This is a genomic window from Frankia sp. CcI156 (assembly GCF_001983015.1).
Lineage (GTDB): Bacteria > Actinomycetota > Actinomycetes > Frankiales > Frankiaceae > Frankia > Frankia casuarinae.
In genome coordinates, this window is record NZ_MOMD01000023.1 from 93139 (window position 1) to 109373 (window position 16235).

General features: G+C 71.0%; 12 protein-coding genes. 5 read left to right on the top strand and 7 right to left on the bottom strand.

Features of this window, described 5'->3' with window-relative positions; all coding sequences use genetic code 11:
- The first annotated feature begins 42 nt into the window (after positions 1-42).
- Positions 43-1140, top strand: coding sequence for an amidohydrolase family protein (locus CcI156_RS10985; RefSeq protein ID WP_076805521.1), 1098 nt, complete (start codon positions 43-45; stop codon positions 1138-1140).
- Between the two features lie 31 nt (positions 1141-1171).
- Here CcI156_RS10985 and CcI156_RS10990 read toward each other — a convergent pair whose 3' ends face one another.
- Together CcI156_RS10990 and CcI156_RS10995 are read right to left on the bottom strand one after the other, a co-directional pair.
- The gene (locus CcI156_RS10990; protein WP_076805522.1) at positions 1172-1606 is read right to left on the bottom strand and encodes a response regulator; all 435 of its coding nucleotides are present in this window, start codon (positions 1604-1606) and stop codon (positions 1172-1174) included.
- A gap of 97 nt (positions 1607-1703) precedes the next feature.
- On the bottom strand, positions 1704-2789 hold the full coding sequence (locus CcI156_RS10995; RefSeq protein WP_076805523.1) for a PLP-dependent cysteine synthase family protein: 1086 nt from the start codon (positions 2787-2789) through the stop codon (positions 1704-1706).
- Positions 2790-2977: 188 nt separating this feature from the next.
- Between CcI156_RS10995 and mshB the strand changes: the two genes are divergently transcribed.
- Together mshB and CcI156_RS11005 are read left to right on the top strand one after the other, a co-directional pair.
- A complete protein-coding gene (mshB, locus tag CcI156_RS11000; RefSeq protein ID WP_023840348.1) occupies positions 2978-3901 on the top strand; it encodes an N-acetyl-1-D-myo-inositol-2-amino-2-deoxy-alpha-D-glucopyranoside deacetylase in 924 nt (307 codons plus the stop codon).
- A 41-nt stretch (positions 3902-3942) separates the two neighbouring features.
- Positions 3943-4167, top strand: coding sequence for a DUF1918 domain-containing protein (locus tag CcI156_RS11005; RefSeq protein ID WP_232235012.1), 225 nt, complete (start codon positions 3943-3945; stop codon positions 4165-4167).
- A 74-nt stretch (positions 4168-4241) separates the two neighbouring features.
- Here CcI156_RS11005 and CcI156_RS11010 read toward each other — a convergent pair whose 3' ends face one another.
- Complete coding sequence (locus tag CcI156_RS11010) at positions 4242-6191, bottom strand: glycosyl hydrolase (protein ID WP_076805524.1); 1950 nt, start codon at positions 6189-6191, stop codon at positions 4242-4244.
- Between the two features lie 414 nt (positions 6192-6605).
- On the bottom strand, positions 6606-7595 hold the full coding sequence (locus CcI156_RS11015) for a CAP domain-containing protein (protein WP_063578730.1): 990 nt from the start codon (positions 7593-7595) through the stop codon (positions 6606-6608).
- 390 nt (positions 7596-7985) lie between these two features.
- On the opposite strand from CcI156_RS11015, the gene CcI156_RS11020 reads away from it, so the two are divergent.
- The gene (locus CcI156_RS11020) at positions 7986-11894 is read left to right on the top strand and encodes an ATP-binding cassette domain-containing protein (protein ID WP_076805525.1); all 3909 of its coding nucleotides are present in this window, start codon (positions 7986-7988) and stop codon (positions 11892-11894) included.
- Between the two features lie 24 nt (positions 11895-11918).
- On the opposite strand, the gene CcI156_RS11025 is transcribed toward CcI156_RS11020, so the two are convergent.
- From CcI156_RS11025 to soxR, 3 genes are all read right to left on the bottom strand, one after another.
- Positions 11919-13175, bottom strand: coding sequence for an ABC transporter substrate-binding protein (locus CcI156_RS11025; RefSeq protein ID WP_011437834.1), 1257 nt, complete (start codon positions 13173-13175; stop codon positions 11919-11921).
- A 220-nt stretch (positions 13176-13395) separates the two neighbouring features.
- The gene (locus CcI156_RS11030) at positions 13396-14160 is read right to left on the bottom strand and encodes an NADPH-dependent FMN reductase (protein WP_076805545.1); all 765 of its coding nucleotides are present in this window, start codon (positions 14158-14160) and stop codon (positions 13396-13398) included.
- Between the two features lie 113 nt (positions 14161-14273).
- Positions 14274-14765, bottom strand: coding sequence for a redox-sensitive transcriptional activator SoxR (gene soxR / locus CcI156_RS11035; RefSeq protein WP_076805526.1), 492 nt, complete (start codon positions 14763-14765; stop codon positions 14274-14276).
- Positions 14766-15017: 252 nt separating this feature from the next.
- Between soxR and CcI156_RS11040 the strand changes: the two genes are divergently transcribed.
- Entirely contained in the window at positions 15018-16235 is a 1218-nt protein-coding gene (locus CcI156_RS11040) for a UDP-glucose--hexose-1-phosphate uridylyltransferase (RefSeq protein ID WP_254847371.1), read from the top strand.

A 16235-nucleotide genomic window follows, 5' to 3' on the forward strand; every position in this document is an offset into this window, starting at 1 on the left:
GCGCCGGTGACCGGACGACGGTGATAGGGATATGACGTGAATATGAACGTGCCGGCGCTGCGGATCCGTGGCGGCGTGCTGGTCAGTCCGACGGAGGTCCGTGACGAGGTCTGGGTCGTCGATGGCCGGATCACCTTCTCCGCCCCCACCGGCCCGGCGGCCCGGGACGTACGGACGGTCTCCGGGTGGGTGTTGCCCGGCCTCGTCGACGCTCACTGCCATGTCGGCCTCGCCGCGCACGGCGCCGTCGACAGGCCCACCGCCGAGCAGCAGATCATCACCGACCGGGCGGCGGGCGCGCTGCTGCTGCGCGACGCCGGTTCCCCGGCCGACACCCGGTGGATCGACGCCCGTGACGACCTGCCCCGGCTGGTGCGGGCCGGCCGGCACATCRCCCGGCCCCGGCGATACCTCCGCAACTACGCGGCGGAGGTCGAGCCGGCCGACCTCGTCGCCGAGGTCCTCGCGCAGGCCGGCCGGGGCGACGGGTGGGTGAAGCTCGTCGGCGACTGGATCGACCGCGGGCTGGGTGACCTGGCGCCGTGCTGGCCCGCGGACGTGGCGAAGGCCGCGATCGACGCGGCGCACGCCGCCGGAGCCCGGGTCACCGCCCACTGCTTCGCCGAGGACTCCCTCGCGGATCTGGTCGAGGCAGGGATCGACTGCATCGAGCACGCCACCGGTCTCACCGAGCGCACGATCCCGCTGTTCGCCGAGCGGGGGGTCGCCATCGTGCCAACCCTGGTGAACATCGCGACCTTCGAGGACATCGCCGCGGGCGCCGAGGCGAAGTTCCCCGCCTACGCCCGGCACATGCGTGCCCTGTAYGCCCGGCGCCATGACACGGTGCGGGCGGCCTACGACGCCGGCATCCCGATCTTCGTCGGTACCGACGCCGGGGGAAGCCTCCCGCACGGGCTGGTCGCCGCCGAGGTGGCCGAGCTTCGCCTGGCCGGGCTGCCGGCGGCGGCCGCGCTCGACGCGGCGACCTGGGGGGCCCGCTCCTGGCTCGGTTATCCGGGCCTGTCCGAGGGCGCCTGGGCCGATCTGGTGGTGTATCCGAGCGACCCGCGGGCCGACGTCGCGGTGCTCGGCGCCCCGGACCTCATCGTTCTGCGCGGACGGCCGGTCTCTGCCTGAACGTCCCCGCGTCCCCCGGGTATGCGGCTGGTCAGCGGGGAGCATCGAGGACCTGCCGGACCTTGTCCAGCAGGGTGCGTTCGGAGAAGGGTTTGGTCAACAGCGATACCCCCGGGTCCAGCTTCCCCTGCGCGGTGAGGACGGGATCGGCSTATCCCGACATGTAGAGCACCCGGATGCCGGGTTGCTGGGCCCGGATGCGGTTCGCGAGCTCCCTGCCCTGCATGCGCGGCATGATCACGTCCGTGAGCAGCAGGTGGATGTCGCCCCGGTGCTCGATCGCGATCGAGCACGCGTCGAGGGCGGTGGAAGCCGCCAGCACCTCGTAGCCGTTGCGGCTCAGGATCCGCCGGGCGACCTCGAGCAACGCGGCATCGTCCTCGGCGATCAGGACCGTCTCGCCGTGCCGGGCGGGCTCGGAGTCGGCCGGTCGTTGCCCGGCCGGATCCTGCGACAGGTTCCGCATAAAATCACCGCAGTAGGTAATTTGCCGGTTGCATTTAGTGGCCAGAGGAACCGTAGCATCGCTTTCGGTGAGTCGCCACCGCGCCGGCCAGGCCGCTTCAGCCCGGCCAGGCCGCGGAGGTCACGGCCTGGCACAGGATCTCGGTGAACGGCCGCGGGTCGAGGCCGGCCGCGTCGAGCCAGGAACCGGAGTAATACGTGTCGGCGTACCGTTCGCCGCCGTCGCAGATCAGGGTGACCACGCTGCCGCGGTGACCGGAGGACACCAGCTCGCAGGCGAGCCGTACCGCGCCCCAGAGGTTCGTCCCGGTGGAGGCACCCGTCCGGCGGCCCGTCAGCGTCTCCAGGAACAACATGGCCGCGACGGACGCCGCGTCGGGCACAGTGATCATCCGGTCGACGATGTCGGGGAGGAAACTCGGCTCCACCTGTGGGCGGCCGATGCCCTCGATGCGGGAGTGCCCGCCGGTGACGTGCGGGTCGCCGGTGGACCAGGCGCGGTGGAACACCGAGCCCTCGGGATCGACGACGCACAGCGCGCAGTTGTGCTGCCGGTACCGCAGATAACGCCCGATCGTGGCGCTGGTGCCCCCGGTGCCGGCACCGACGACGATCCAGGTGGGGATGGGATGGCGCTCCAGCGCCATCTGATTGAAGATCGATTCGGCGATGTTGTTGTTGCCGCGCCAGTCCGTCGCTCGTTCCGCGTAGGTGAACTGGTCCATGTAGTGACCGTTCGTGGCCTCGGCCAGCCGCCTGGCCTCCGCGTACACCGTGGTGGCGTCCGCCACCAGGTGGCAGCGACCCCGCTCACGTTCGATCAGGGCGATCTTCTGCGTACTGGTCGAGGCGGGCATGACGGCGATGAAGRGGAGTCCGAGCATGCGGGCGAAGTAGGCCTCCGAGACCGCCGTCGACCCGGAGGACGCCTCGACGATCGTCGTCCCCTCCCGGATCCAGCCGTTGCACAGTCCGTAGAGGAACAGCGACCGGGCCAGGCGGTGCTTCAACGAGCCGGTGGGATGCGTCGACTCGTCCTTCAGATAGATGTCCACGCCCCGTTCCGCCGGCCACAGGTGCAGGGGGAACAGGTGGGTGTCCGCCGACCTGTTGGTGTCGGCCTCGACTCGGCGAATGGCCTCCCGAGTCCATCGGACGTCCTGTCTGGTGGGTGCATCACTCATGCCCTTCCCGTTCCCCGGATCATGCTTGGATGAAGATCTTTGTTCTTTCCGCCCGCCTTCGTCGATTCGTTGATCTGTGAGCTGTTTGTCTCTTATGGGTTATCGATGCGGTTGCGGGCTCTGTATCCGCAAGTTACCGGTTCGATGGTCGAGATGCGCCGTCCGTGGGYCGCCCCTACCGTCAAGCTATGCCGGTTACTCAAGGTTCCGGTGCGCTGCCGGCCCGTCGGATCGTGTTCGTCCATGCTCATCCCGACGACGAGACGATCGCGACCGGGGCGACGATGGCCTGCTACGCCGCCGATCCCGACACCCAGGTGGTCCTTGTCACGTGCACGCTGGGCGAGATGGGCGAGGTGCTGGTCCCCGAGCTGGCCAACCTGCGGGCGGACCGCGCGGACCAGCTCGGCGGATACCGGATCGGGGAGCTGGAACAGGCGTGTACCGAGCTCGGCGTCACCGACTACCGCTTCCTCGGGGGCGCCGGTCGTTGGCGGGACAGCGGCATGTTGGACAGCCCCGCGAACGACGACCCGCGCTGCTTCTGGCGGGCGAACATGGACGACGCGTCCGAGGCGCTCGTGCGGATCGTGCGGGAGGTCCGGCCGCAGGTGATCGTGACCTACGACGCGATCGGGGACTACGGTCATCCCGATCACATCAGGGCGCACGACGTCACCGTCCGGGCCTTCGCCGACGCGGCCGATCCGGACTTCGCTCCCGACGCGGGTCCGACCTGGCAGGTCTCGAAGTTGTACGAGACGGCGCTGTCCCACTCCGCGGTCGAGTCCGCGGTGGACCGCATCTGGCGGTCCGACCTGGCGAAGACGGTCCCCGAGGGGATCACGATGCCCTCGGACATGCTGCTGTCGGTTCCCGATACCAAGGTCACCACGACGATCGAGGCGCCGGGCTTCTTCGCCGCGAAGATCGCGGCAATGCGGGCCCACCGCAGCCAGATGACCGTGGACGGATTCTTCTTCGCTCTGGTCGACGGGAACGGCCGGTCGGCGAAGGCCACCGAGAACTTCGTGCTGGCCCGGGGGGCGGTGGGCCCGGGCTCGGGTTCCGGCGTGGAAACCGACCTGTTCGACGGAGTGGCGACGCGCTGATGCCGGAACGGACCGCGAACGGACCGCGGGAGGGAATCCTGATGTACACTGGGAACATCATGTACGCCAGGGTCGGGGACCGCCTCGTCGTGCGTAATTCGGCAACAGGTCGTACCGAGCGCCACGGTGTGATACTCAAGATTCGCGGCGAGAGCGGCCGAGCGCCGTTCATCGTCCGGTGGGACGACGGCCGCGAATCGTGGTACATCCCGGCCGCCTATGAATCGGTCGAGCTACGTCCCAGCCGCGACCGGCGGCCCGGCTGAGGACCCCCTCGGGTGGAGGGGTGCCGCCCACTGAATCATTGCCGGCGGGCGGCACCCGGCGTCACCTCCGGAGCCTACTGCCCGGAGTAGAGCTGTTTATAGCGGGCGCCCGCCTGCCGGTTCAGGTAGAGACACGTGGCGCTGAGCGGTCGGTACAGGTTCGAACCGACGTTGTTCGGGTCGCAGTTGTTGAAGTAATACTCGTAGGCCAGCCCCTTGCCGGCATGGGCCACGAACCAGTCGTACATCCACTGGATGTAATTGGCGTTGTCACCGCCACCGTTGTTGCCGCTGGTACTCACCACCCCCCATTCGCCGACGCCGAAGAGCTTGTTGTGCGCGCGGGCGAAGTTGAACCAGTAGTTCAGCCCACMGGGGGCGTTGGCCTGGGCGTCGAACTCGGCCTTTGTCCGGGACGGCGGCCAGTGGTCGTACGCGTCGAGGCCGACCCCGTCCACCCAGGCGTCGCCCGGATACATGTCCATCGGGTTGTGGCTCGGCGGGTTCTGCGAGTAGTGAGCGTTGAGGCACCAGCACAGGGTGGGGTCCGGCTCCGCGGTCGAGTTGATGGCGTCCGCGACGTGGCGCCAGCAGTTGACGTAGTCCTTGGGGTTGGTGGCGGACCATTCGTACCAGTCGCCGTTGCCCTCCCAGGCGATTCGCAGGTAGGAGTTCTGCCGGCCGTAGGCGTTCAGTACGCGGCCGAAGGTCTTCCAGTACTCGTCGTAGGCCCCGGTGGCGCAGGTCGCGTTGCTGGCACCGATGTGCTCCGGGAAGGGGGGGATGGAGATGATCAACCGGCCGGGCCAGTTGGCGAAGGTGCGCAGCAGATCCACCGRCTGGCTGACGTTCGCCCAGCTGTTCCGGGTGGTGTAAAGCAGGGTGAAGTCACAGGGCGCCCCGCGCCAGGTGCAGAACGCCTCCAGGTTCTRCTGGTTCATCACCGGATCGGGATAGGTTCCGGTCAGCCACCCTTTGCCCGAGCGGGGCCCGGCGTAGGACGGCGGGGCCGGCGGCGGGTTCGCTCCGGTGGTGACCTCCGCCCGGTCGAAACCGACGTTGTTGCCCTGCGAGGAGGTGTTGCGCTGCCCGGTATTCGTCAGGGTCAGGGTGTGCGTGCCGGCGGCGAGCTTGTCCGAGCTGTAGAACAGGGTGATGCTCGAGGTCGGCGCGTAGGTGTCGACGTTGACCGGCTGGCCGCCGTCCAGGCGGATCGTGCTGAATCCCCCGATMGGGCCCTTGGCGCCGTAGATGTTGACCTGCGTTCCGCTGAAACGGATCGTGGCGACCGCGCCGGCGGTCGCCGAGTAGTAGAAGCTGTTGTTCGGGGAGGTAATGCAGCCGGTGCACTTCGTCCACCCGGTCGAGTAAGAGACCTGGTTGGTGCCGGTGCCGATCGTCGTGTCCTCGATGGTGAGCGCCGTGGGCACCGGCGGAGTCGGCGGGGGCGGCGCCACCTCGTTGATCGCCTCGGCGCGGTCGAAGGCGACGTCGTAGCCCCGGGACGCGGCATTGCGCTGGTGCAGGTTGGTGATCTGCACTGTGTGGGTGCCCGCGGTGAGCGTGTTCGAGGTGAAGATCGAGCTCGCGACCGCGACCGTAGCGAAGGTGTCGACGAGCTGCGGGGTGCTGCCGTCGATGCTGATCGCGGCCTGGCCGCTCCACGGCCCCTTGACCCCGAAGATGGTCACCCGCGTGCCGATGAACTGGAACGAGGCGACGCTGCCGTAGGTCGACGAGTACCGGAAGCCGTCGTCGAGGGGCCCGGCTATGCACCCGGTGCACCGGGTCCACGTCCCCGTGTAGGAGACCTGGTTGAGCCCGGTGCCGATGGCGCTGTCCTCGATGATCGTCGGGGCCTGCGCGCGGGCAGGCCCGGTCAATGCCCCGGTCATCAGGGCCACGGTGAGGGTGAGTAGCAGCCCGCCGATCCGGTGGCGACGTGCTCGAGTCCGCGCGTGACGGCCGTTCGAATATCTCCTGGGCTGGGACGCTGTCCCGTCCCGTTTGTTCTCTGTGCGCATTCTCCAGTCCTRTCCTGGGTTGTGGAACGCGTGTCGAGCTTGTCGATGAAAGCTGACTCATCAACCAGGAAGGAAGCTAGATCAATGGTTCGCGGGCATGGTCGAACGTCGTTGTCCGGAGATTCGACGCGCACTTCTCCAGGGGTGGGCGAAGACTTGTGACGTCGTCCTTCCCGGCGGTTCGGGTGGAACGTRCACAGCCGGATTGCGCAGATTCTCCGCTCGCGGCGGCGGTGTCACCGGTTCTGGCGRTTCCTTGGGGTCGGCGCAGGAAAATCGTGATCCGTTCGGCCCGGTCGGTCAACGCCCGCGCGGGAATGCCGATACCTTTGTAGCCGAAGGTGCGACCTACCTCCGGTACGCCTGCGGTCTGAGTGCCTGCGGTCTGAGTGCCTGCGGTCAGAGTGCCAGCGGTCAGAGCAGGGTGCCGAAGACCTGCGTCCAGTAGCGACCATACTCGCCGCCGGTGGCCTGCCCGACGCCGATCTGGCGCAGCCGCGGGATGAGGATGTTCGCCCGGTGGCCGGGGCTGTTCATCCATCCCGTCACCACCTCGTCCGCGCTGCTCTGGCCGGCGGCGATGTTCTCGGCGACCTGGGCGTAGCGGTAGCCCAGAGCRCTCACCCGGTCGGACACCGTGCGTCCCTCCGGGCTGGTGTGCGCGAAGAAGCCACGGGTCGCCATGTCCACGCTGTGCGCCTCCGCGGCGGCGGCCAAGCGGTCGTCGACGGTCAGCGGCGCGAGACCCTCCCGGGCGCGCTCGGCATTGGTGAGCGTGACGACCCGCGCGAGCACGAGGGTCAGATCACCCTCCCGGGTACCCCGACCCGTGGAATCGGGGTACCCGGGAGGGTCACGGCGTTGACCCTGGCCCTGGTGGCCCTGGTGGCCCTGGTGGCCCTGGTGGCCCTGGTCGCCCTGGTCGCCGTCGTCGATGTCGACTCCGAAGTCCCGGGCGAGACCGGCGAGGCCGTCCGCGTAGCCCTGCCCCACCGCCCGGATCTTCCACGCGGGGCCGCGCCGGTAGATCTCCACCAGCGTGACCACGGTCTCGCGGGACAACGGCGGTGGTGCGAAGCGGGCGATGAGGTCATCATGATCATTATGGATGGTGACGGCGAGAGCTGGCAGCCGTCCGAAGGGCGTCGTACCGTCCTCGGGGCTGGCGGCGATCACGACACGTTCGGCGCCCAGGCGCAGCCGGCCCGGATCGACGGTCACCGCGCCGCCCGAGAGTGCCACGCCTGGCGCCCTGGGCTGGTTGTAGAACACGAAGTCGCTGTCCGCGGCGACCTTGCCGTTCGCGCCGGTGACGAGCGCACAGACGTCGAAGGGACCGGCGAGCCGGACCGAGACGGGGCCGGCAGGCAACGGCCCGTTCGCGCCAGGCACCAGGTCCCTCATCCGTTTCCACCCCTGTAGCCGTGGTCGTCCGCCATCGAGCGTTCGTCCGATGGTGCCATCCCGGACGTTTCGCGGTGTGCCCACGTTCCGTCACCCCCGACCAATCCGTGGGGTTAGGTAGCTTTCGCGAGGTTCTGTGGCTCTTATGCTATTCGGTGGCTCTCGTGGGGTTCGGTGGCTGTTGTGGCTGGTTTGATTGCCTTGTCGGTCTGTCCGGTCGTACCGTCACCTCGGTTGCCGTGATCATATGATCAATGGTCTGGCMTGCGGATTTTCCGGTGGGCTCACGCCGCTCATCGCGATCGAGGAGAGCCGGCGACCATTGGTGGGGGGCCGCTGAGGGATGATCGAGGCACCGTTCCGCGGTGCCCGGAGCAGGGTGGACCGCCGTTGAATGACGTCATGGGCTACGCCCTGCTCAGTCTGGGCACGGGCGCGCTCTACGCCCTCGTGGCCTCGGGTGTGGTGGTCATCGCCCGCGGGGCCGGCGTGCTCAACCTGGCCCAGGGCGCGCTGCTGGCCTGGGCGGCCTATGCCTTCCATGGGCTGCACGCCGGGTGGGGGCTGCCGCTCGGCCTCGCGGCGCCGCTGGCCGTGCTGTCGACGACCGTCATCGGGGTCGTGTTCCACCTGCTGGTGATGCGGCCACTGCGCGAGGCGACCTCGCTGCTGCGGCTGATGGCGACGCTCGGCCTGCTGATCATCTTGCAGTCGTTGCTGACGCTGATGTTCGCCGGTGCCGTGCGTACCTCCCCGACGGTGCTGCCGACCGGCAGGATAACGCTGTTCGACGAGCCCGTCGGCGTGTCCGTGTTCGTCCGGCTGGCTGTGGTCGCCGTGCTGGTCGCGGGGCTCTGGGCGGTGTTCCGGTTCACCACGGTGGGCCTCGCCGCGACGGTGGCGGCGGAGAACCTCAGGGCCGCCGCGACCTTCGGCTGGTCGGCGGACACCGTCGCCGCCGCTGCCTGGGGCGCCGGCAGCGCGCTGGCCGGTCTCGGCGGGGTCCTGCTCGCGCCGCTGCAGAACCCGTTGTCCTCGGCGAACCTGCTCCTGCTCATCGTCCCGGCGCTGGCGGTCGCGCTGGTCGCGCGGTTTCGCTCCTTCCCGATGGTGCTGGCGGGCGGGCTCGCCCTCGGGGTCGTCGAGGTGGAGACCCAGTTCCAGCTGGTCGCCGAGCACCCCTGGTGGCGCGGGGTCGACCGGGCTGTGCCGCTGGCGGTCATCGTCTTCTACCTCGCGATCCGCGGGCAGGGAATACCCGAACGCGGCCACCTCGCCGAACGTCAGCCTGCCCTCGGTAGCGGCCGGGTGCATCCGCGCGCCCTCGCGGTCACCGTGGCGGCCACCCTGGCGGCGATCTGGTGGCTGCTGCCGGTTGACTGGGTCGACGCGATCGACGCGAACGCCCTGTGGGCGCTGGTCATCCTGTCCGTCGTCGTGCTCGTCGGGTTCACCGGGCAGTTGTCCCTGGCGCAGCTCGCCTTTTCCGGCATCGCGGCGTTGATCGCCGGACGGCTCGTCGCGACCCGCGGCTGGCCGTTGGAGGCGGCCATGCTCGTCGGGGTCGCCGGCACGGCCGCGGTCGGACTGTTGTTCGCCCTGCCGGCGCTGCGGACCCGGGGCCTGCAGCTCGCGGTGGTGACCCTGGGCCTGGGCACCGCCGTCGACGCTCTGCTGTTCCAGCGCGGCTACCACTCCCCGGCACCGAGGAGCGCGGGCTCCATCGGTTCGCTGTTCGGCGATCTGGCCTCCCCGGAGGGCACGGTCGTCGGCCGTCAGACATTCCTCGGCATCGAGTTGGACAAGGTTGCCAACCCCCGCGGGTTCGCGACCGTCTCCGTCCTCGCCTTCGTCCTCGTCGCGCTGGCCGTCGCCAACCTGCGGCGCGGGCGCGCGGGCCGGCGACTGATCGCGGTGCGGACCAACGAGCGGGCCGCCGCCGCGCTCGGCATCAGCGTGGTCGGCGCGAAGCTCTACGCCTTCGCGCTGTCGGCGGCCATCGCCGGATTCGGCGGGGTGCTCTATGCGTTCTACGTCTACGGGGAGCGCGGGAACATCGACTATGGCGGTGGCGCCTTCGCGCCGTTCTCGTCGATCATGCTCATCGCCTACGCGGTGCTCGGCGGGGTCGGCTGGGTCAGCGGGGCGTTCGCCGGGGCGACGATGGCCGCCGGGGCGCTCGCGACCCGGCTCGGCGGCTGGGTCGGCGACCTGCTCGCCCGGCTCGGCGTGCTGCTGCGGGTCGTCGTGGCGGCCCTCGCCGGGCTGCTCGGCCTCGCCGCCGGTGCCTCGCTCGTCAGCGCGCCGCGCCCGCGCCGCCGGCTCGGCGCCGCCGCCCGGTACGCCCCCTGGGCCGTCGCCGCCGTCGCCGCCCTGGTCGCAGCGGTCTTCGGCGGCTGGGTGCGGGACTGGCTGGCCGAGCTCGACCGCTACGTGCCGCTGATCGGCGGGATCGTCCTCGTCGTCGTGCTGTCCCGGTCGGGTGGGGGCATGGCGCCGGAGAACGCCCGCACCGCCAGGCTGCTCCACGACCGGGTCCCGGCGGCGGCCGCCCGCCGCCGTCGCCGCGATGCCGCCCGCCTGGCCCGCCTGCTCGGCGCGCCGCCCGCCGCGCTGCCCGCCGTGCCCGCCGTCCTGTCGGTCTGGGGTCTGACGGTCCGGTTCGGCGCGGTCACCGCGGTGCGCTCGGTCGACCTGCGGGTGGAACCCGGTCAGATCGTCGGGATGATCGGCCYGAACGGCGCGGGCAAGACGACGGTCATCGACGCGATCACTGGTTACACCCCGTCCTCGGTCACGTCGGTCACGTCGATGACGTTGGGCGGCGTCCGGCTGGACCGTCTGCCGGCGCACCGGCGGGCCCGCGCCGGCATCAGCCGGTCGTTCCAGAACCTGGAGCTGTTCGACGATCTGACGGTCATCGAGAACATCCAGGCGGCCAGCGACCGCCGGGACACCCGCGCCTATCTCACCGACCTGCTGTTCCCCCGGGGACGTCCGCTTGAGCCGGCCGCGGTCGCCGCGGTCGACGCCTTCGGGCTGCGCGACGATCTCCTGCGCACCGTGGCGGAGCTTCCCTACGGTCGTCGTCGGCTGCTGGCCATCGCCCGGGCCGTCGCGGCGCGCCCCGCCGTGCTGCTGCTCGACGAGCCGTGCGCCGGGCTGGACGAATCGGAGAGCGCGGAGGTCGCGGGCCTGCTGCGTCGGCTCGCCGACGACTGGGGACTGGGCATCCTGCTCAACGAACACGACATGGACGTGGTCATGGGGGTCTGCGACCGGGTGGTCGTGCTGGACGCCGGGGAGCGCATCGCCGAGGGGACGCCGGAGCGGGTGCGCGACGACCCCCGGGTGCGGGTCGCCTGCCTGGGGGAGGCGGCGGTCCCGGCCCGGCCGGCCGTCTCCTGGACTCGGCCGGCCGTCTCCTGGACTCGGCCGGCCGTCTCCTGGACCCGGCGGGCCGTCTCCTGGACCCGGCCGGCCGGCCCGTCCGCGGGCGGGACCGGGGACCGCGTCGCCGACAGGACGGACCCGGCCCGGTTCGCGGCCGGCCCCGCGGTGCTGGCGGCGCGGGGCCTGTCCGCCGGCTACGGCAACGGCCCGGTGGTCCGCGACCTCAACCTGGAGGTTCACGCCGGCGAGGTCGTGACCCTGCTCGGCCCGAACGGCGCCGGCAAGACGACGACACTGCTGGCGCTGGCCGGCGCGATCCCGTCGGCGGGAGGCGAGGTCCTGCTCGCCGGGGCCGTGACGACCGCCGCGCTGCACGAACGGTGCCGACGTGGCCTGAGCCTGGTTCCCGAGGAACGCTCGGTCATCATGGACCTCACCGTCCGGGAGAATCTCCGGGTCGGTCGATGCGACCCGGACCTCGCCCTCGCGGTCTTCCCCGAGCTTGCCGAGCACCTCGATCGGCGGGCGGGGCTGCTCTCCGGGGGGCAGCAGCAGATGGTGACCCTCGCGCGCGCCTTGGCGCGCCGGCCCACGGTTCTGCTCGCCGACGAGCTCTCGCTGGGCCTCGCGCCGCGCGTCGTGGACCGTCTGCTGGCGGCGGTGCGCGCCGCCGCGGACGATGGGCTCGCCGTGATCCTCGTCGAGCAGCACGTCCGCAGCGCCCTGTCGATCGCCGATCGGGTGCACGTCCTGCGGCATGGGGCCCTCGCCTGGTCGGGCACCGCCGCCCAGGCCCGTGCCGACCGGGAGACCCTGCTCGGCGCCTATCTGTCACCCGGACGGCCGGCGGACTCCGGCAATGGCGCCCCATCCGGCAATGGCGCCCTCAGCGGCCCGCGTGCCTGACCCGGGTCAGCGCGTGCCTCAGAGTCAGGAGGCGGCCCGGCGCAGGATGTCCAGGCCGGAGTAGGTCTCCGGGCCGAGTGGCACGAAGCTCTTCGACGCGCTGTCCCAGCGGGCTCCCCGCAGCGTGGTGTTGAAGATCCGTTCCGCCCCGGGGATCGGCGTCGTCGCCGTGAGGTTCAGCCGCGGGACGATGCCGCCCAGGTCCAGGTCGGTGGTCCGGTTGAGCTGGTCGAGCAGGGTGCGGGCGGTGAGCGGGCCGGACACCTTGTTGCCCACCTTCTCGGCGATCTGCACGGACAGCCACGCGCCGGTGGTGGTCGTCGTGGTGCGTAGCGCGGGGGCCGCGTCCGCGTCCCCGCCGGCCTGCTCGGCGTCCAGTTCGGAGATCATCCGGGCCACCTCGGGGAACTGGCCGGCCTGGCTCAGCTCGGGGAACGCGGTCGCGACCACGAGGTTGTCCGCGGCCGGACCGAGCGTCGACAGGTACTTCGGCGAGAGGGTTCCGGCCGCGTGGCAGGTCCGGACCCGCTGGCCGGCCTGGGAGATCACCGCGTAGGCGGCCTGGTCGAACACGACGAGCACGGCTCCGTCGGCACCGGACCGGGTGAGCTGGGAGATCGCCGGGGTGAAGTCGCTCGTCGTGATCGGAATACGGATCTTCGGATTGATCGGACGGTTCACCGCCTTCGCGCCGCCCTCGGCCATGATGATGAGCCGGTCGCTGGCGCTGAGGTCGTAGCCGACCAGCCCGAGGCGGGTGGCTCCCGCCTTGGCGAGCAACGACGGGCAGACCGCGGGGTAGAGCGCCAGCGGGCTGATGACGTAGCTGATCGGAGAGCTGAGCTCGGATCCGTCGGCCGAGATCCCGGCCGAACCGATGGACGGGATCCCCGCGTTCTCCAGGATGGGCATGATCCCACCCGAGCCGCTGACCTCGCCGACGACCGCGAGCACGTGCTGATCCACCGCCTGCTGGGCGCACTTCCTGGCCACGGCGGCGTCGTTCTTCTCGTTGCAGTGCACGAGCTCGACCCGGTGGCCGGCGATCCCACCCCGGGCGTTGACCCCGCGCACGGCGGCCCGGGCGGCGGCCACCATCTCCGGGTAGTTCGTTCCGGACGTGCCCACCGGGGCGATGATCATCAGTTTGACCGTTGATCCGGCCGAGGACGTGCCGGTGGCTTCGCCGTCCGAGTCGCCACCGCACGCGGCGAGCGTTCCCGCCAGCACGGCGCCCAGAACCGCCGCGGCGAGCCACCGGAGCCCGTACCGTCGTCCCACCGTGCCGCCTCCTCGTCGAGCGTGCCTCGTCCGCGTTCCGTGTTCCGGTCCCCTGCCGGGCCCCGCTGTCCCCTGYCGGGCCCCGCCACGGTAGACCTGCCTGCTCAGGACGGATACGCCCGGGTTGGCTGGGACCCGCGGGAGCCTCGGCGTGGGATCGCGTCCCGGCGTCAGAGCACCTCAGAGCACCTCAGAGCACCTGAGGTCACCTGAGGTCACCTCAGAGCACCTGGGAMCAGGCGTAGGTGAACCCCATGATCTGGTCGGCGAGGGTGTCCAGGCGGGCCGCGACGGTCCGGTCGAGCACTCGCCCGTGCGGGTCGAAGAGCGGCACCGCGGTGTTCAGGGTGACGCCCAGCGGGGTCGGCCAGCCGCGCAGGGCGTGCACCGTCGAGCGCAGGGCCGTCAGCGTCGTCCCGGCCGCCTGCGTGCCCCGGGCGCCGACGATCAGTGCGACCGCCCGGCCGTCCAGGTAGGGCCGGGGCGCGCCGCGCAGGTCCTCCAGATAGTCCAGGGCGTTCTTGACCTGGCCCGATATCCCGCCGTGGTAGCCGGGAGTCGCGATCACGAGGCCGTCGGCCCGTTCGACGGCGGCGAGGAGGCGCAGCGCGGCGGCGGGACGTTCCTGGCGTTCCGGCGCGTACATCGGCAGGTCCAGGTCCGCCGCACCGAGCAGCATCGTCTCCGCGCCGGCCTGCCCCATCATCGCCAGCACCGTCGCCAGGGCCTGGTGGGTGGTGGAGTTCGCCCGGCTGCTGCCACCGATGCCGACGATTAACGGGCGGCGGCGACGGGCCCGCACCGGACCGGGACCGTCCGGCGGCATGTCGGGCGAACGGTGCGCCGAGACCCGGCTGGGCAGCCCGGAGACGGGATCCGTACCGACCGTCTGGCTGCGCCCGCTCCTCGGTTCGCCGTTGCTGGCACCCGGTTGGAACATGCCGAATGTGTCTCCCACTACCCCTCCTCGTCCCGGATCCGGCATCCCGGTCCGGCATCCCGGTCCGGCGTCCCGGATCTGGCTCATGTCGGTCCGGCGATGGACCGCCACCCGCGTACCGTCGCGTCTGTCCTATCGCGGATGTCCTGTCCGATGTCCTATCGGACGGGCTGACCACACCGATCGAGGGGGTTGCGGGTCCGGCGCAGCGCAGCCGGCAGCGCGCGAGCGCCCGGCCCCAGCTCGGCGATCCGGTCGTGCGGATTCGAGATGCGGCAGCTTCGCAGCGACAAGCAGCCGCAGCCGATGCACGAGTTGAGTCCGTCACGCAGAGCGACCAGGGCCGCGATCTCGTCGTCCAGCCGGCCGCRCCACCGCCGCGAGATCGCGGACCAGTCCGCCTTGGTCGGCGTGCGCGACTCGGGCAGCGTCGACAGGGTCTCCCGCACCTCGTCGAGACTGAGCCCGACCGCGGTGGCGGCGCGGATGAACGCCAGCCGCCGCAGGACATGGCGCTCGTACCGGCGCTGCCCACCCGAGGTCCGGGTGGCGGTGAGCAGGCCCTGCTGTTCGTAGAAGCGCAGCGCCGACGCGGCGAAGCCACTTCGCTGCGAGAGCTCACCCACAGTCATCATATCGGTAGGAAGCATGCCCGCAGACTATGGCGTTGAAGTTGAACTCAACATGAGGTTCCMGGAACCCGGCGGCGCCGCGACGGGCTGGTCGTCACGCCTCGTCACGCCTCGTCCCGTCATGTCCCGTCACGCATCGTCATGCTTCGCCGCCCCTCGTTGCCCCGCGTCGCCCCTCGTCACGCCTCGGCTTCGTGGTAACGGGGATCACCCCGGGCCGTCCCGGCAGCGCGTTTGCCGCGGTCGCCGCCCATGGCAGGCTTCGTCGCAATGGACGACATCACGCATCGGCGGTTCAACCCGCTCACCGGCCGTTGGGTTCTGGTCTCGCCGGGGCGGACGCGGCGACCGTGGCACGGCGGTCAGGAACCACCGCCGGTGCCGGCCGCGGTCGCCCATGATCCTCTATGCGACCTCTGCCCGGGTAACCTCCGGGCCGGCGGTGAACGTAACCCCTCCTACTCCGGTACCTACGTGTTCACCAACGACTTCCCGGCGCTGCGTCCCGACCCGGTTCGGCCCGCAGCCCTGCTCGTCGCCCCGCCCGCCGACCCGCCTGTCGCCCCGTCCGCCGACCCGGCCCCGGTGTGGCCGGCGGGTCCCGGATCGGGCCTGCTGCGCAGCGAACCGGCCCGGGGGACCTGCCGGGTCGTGTGCTTCGGCCCTCGTCATGATCGCGGGCTCGTCGACATGACTCCGGCCGAGGTCCGGGCGGTCGTGGACACCTGGGCGGCGCAGGAGGAGGAACTCTCCCGCACCTGGCGCTGGGTGCAGGTCTTCGAGAACCGCGGCACCGCGATGGGCGCGTCGAACCCGCACCCCCACGGTCAGATCTGGGCCTGCGACGCGTTGCCCGACGAGCCAGCCGCCGAGGACGCGCGGCAGCGGGAGCACTTCGCCCGGTCTGGCAGCTCCCTGCTGATGGACTACGCCGAGATCGAGACGGCGGCGGGGGAGCGGGTGATCCTGGCGGAGGAGCACTGGCTCGTCGTCGTGCCGTTCTGGGCGCTGTGGCCGTTCGAGACCCTGCTCCTGCCCCGGCATCCGGTCGACCGCCTCGCCGCGCTCTCCGACGACCAGCGGGACGGGCTGTCCCGCCTGCTCGGCCGCCTCCTCACCGGCTACGACGCCCTGTTCGACCATCCTTTCCCGTTCTCGATGGGCTGGCACGGGGCTCCCGGGCCGCATCCCGCGCCCGGACCCCGGCCGGGGCCGGAGCTGGGGTCGGAGCCGGAGCCGGAGTCGGGGCTGGGGCCGGAGTGGGGGCTGGGGCCGGACCTTGATCCTGGTTGGGGACCCGGCGATCCACCCGCGGCGTTCTGGCAGCTGCACGCCCACTTCTATCCGCCGTTGCTGCGCTCCCCGACCATTCGCAAGCATCAGGTCGGCTACGAGATGCTCGCCGACGTGCAGCGCGACCTCACCCCGGAGGCAGCCGCGGACCGGCTGCGCGCCGTCATGGCTCCCGTCGCCGCGAACCGGACCTGA

What these genes read in the sequence shown, in the direction of transcription:
- CcI156_RS11005 (WP_232235012.1), top strand. Translation starts at nt 3,943, where the DNA reads ATGTACACTGGGAACATCATGTACGCCAGGGTCGGGGACCGCCTCGTC.
- mshB (WP_023840348.1), top strand. Translation starts at nt 2,978, where the DNA reads ATGCCGGTTACTCAAGGTTCCGGTGCGCTGCCGGCCCGTCGGATCGTG.
- CcI156_RS11040 (WP_254847371.1), top strand. Translation starts at nt 15,018, where the DNA reads ATGGACGACATCACGCATCGGCGGTTCAACCCGCTCACCGGCCGTTGG.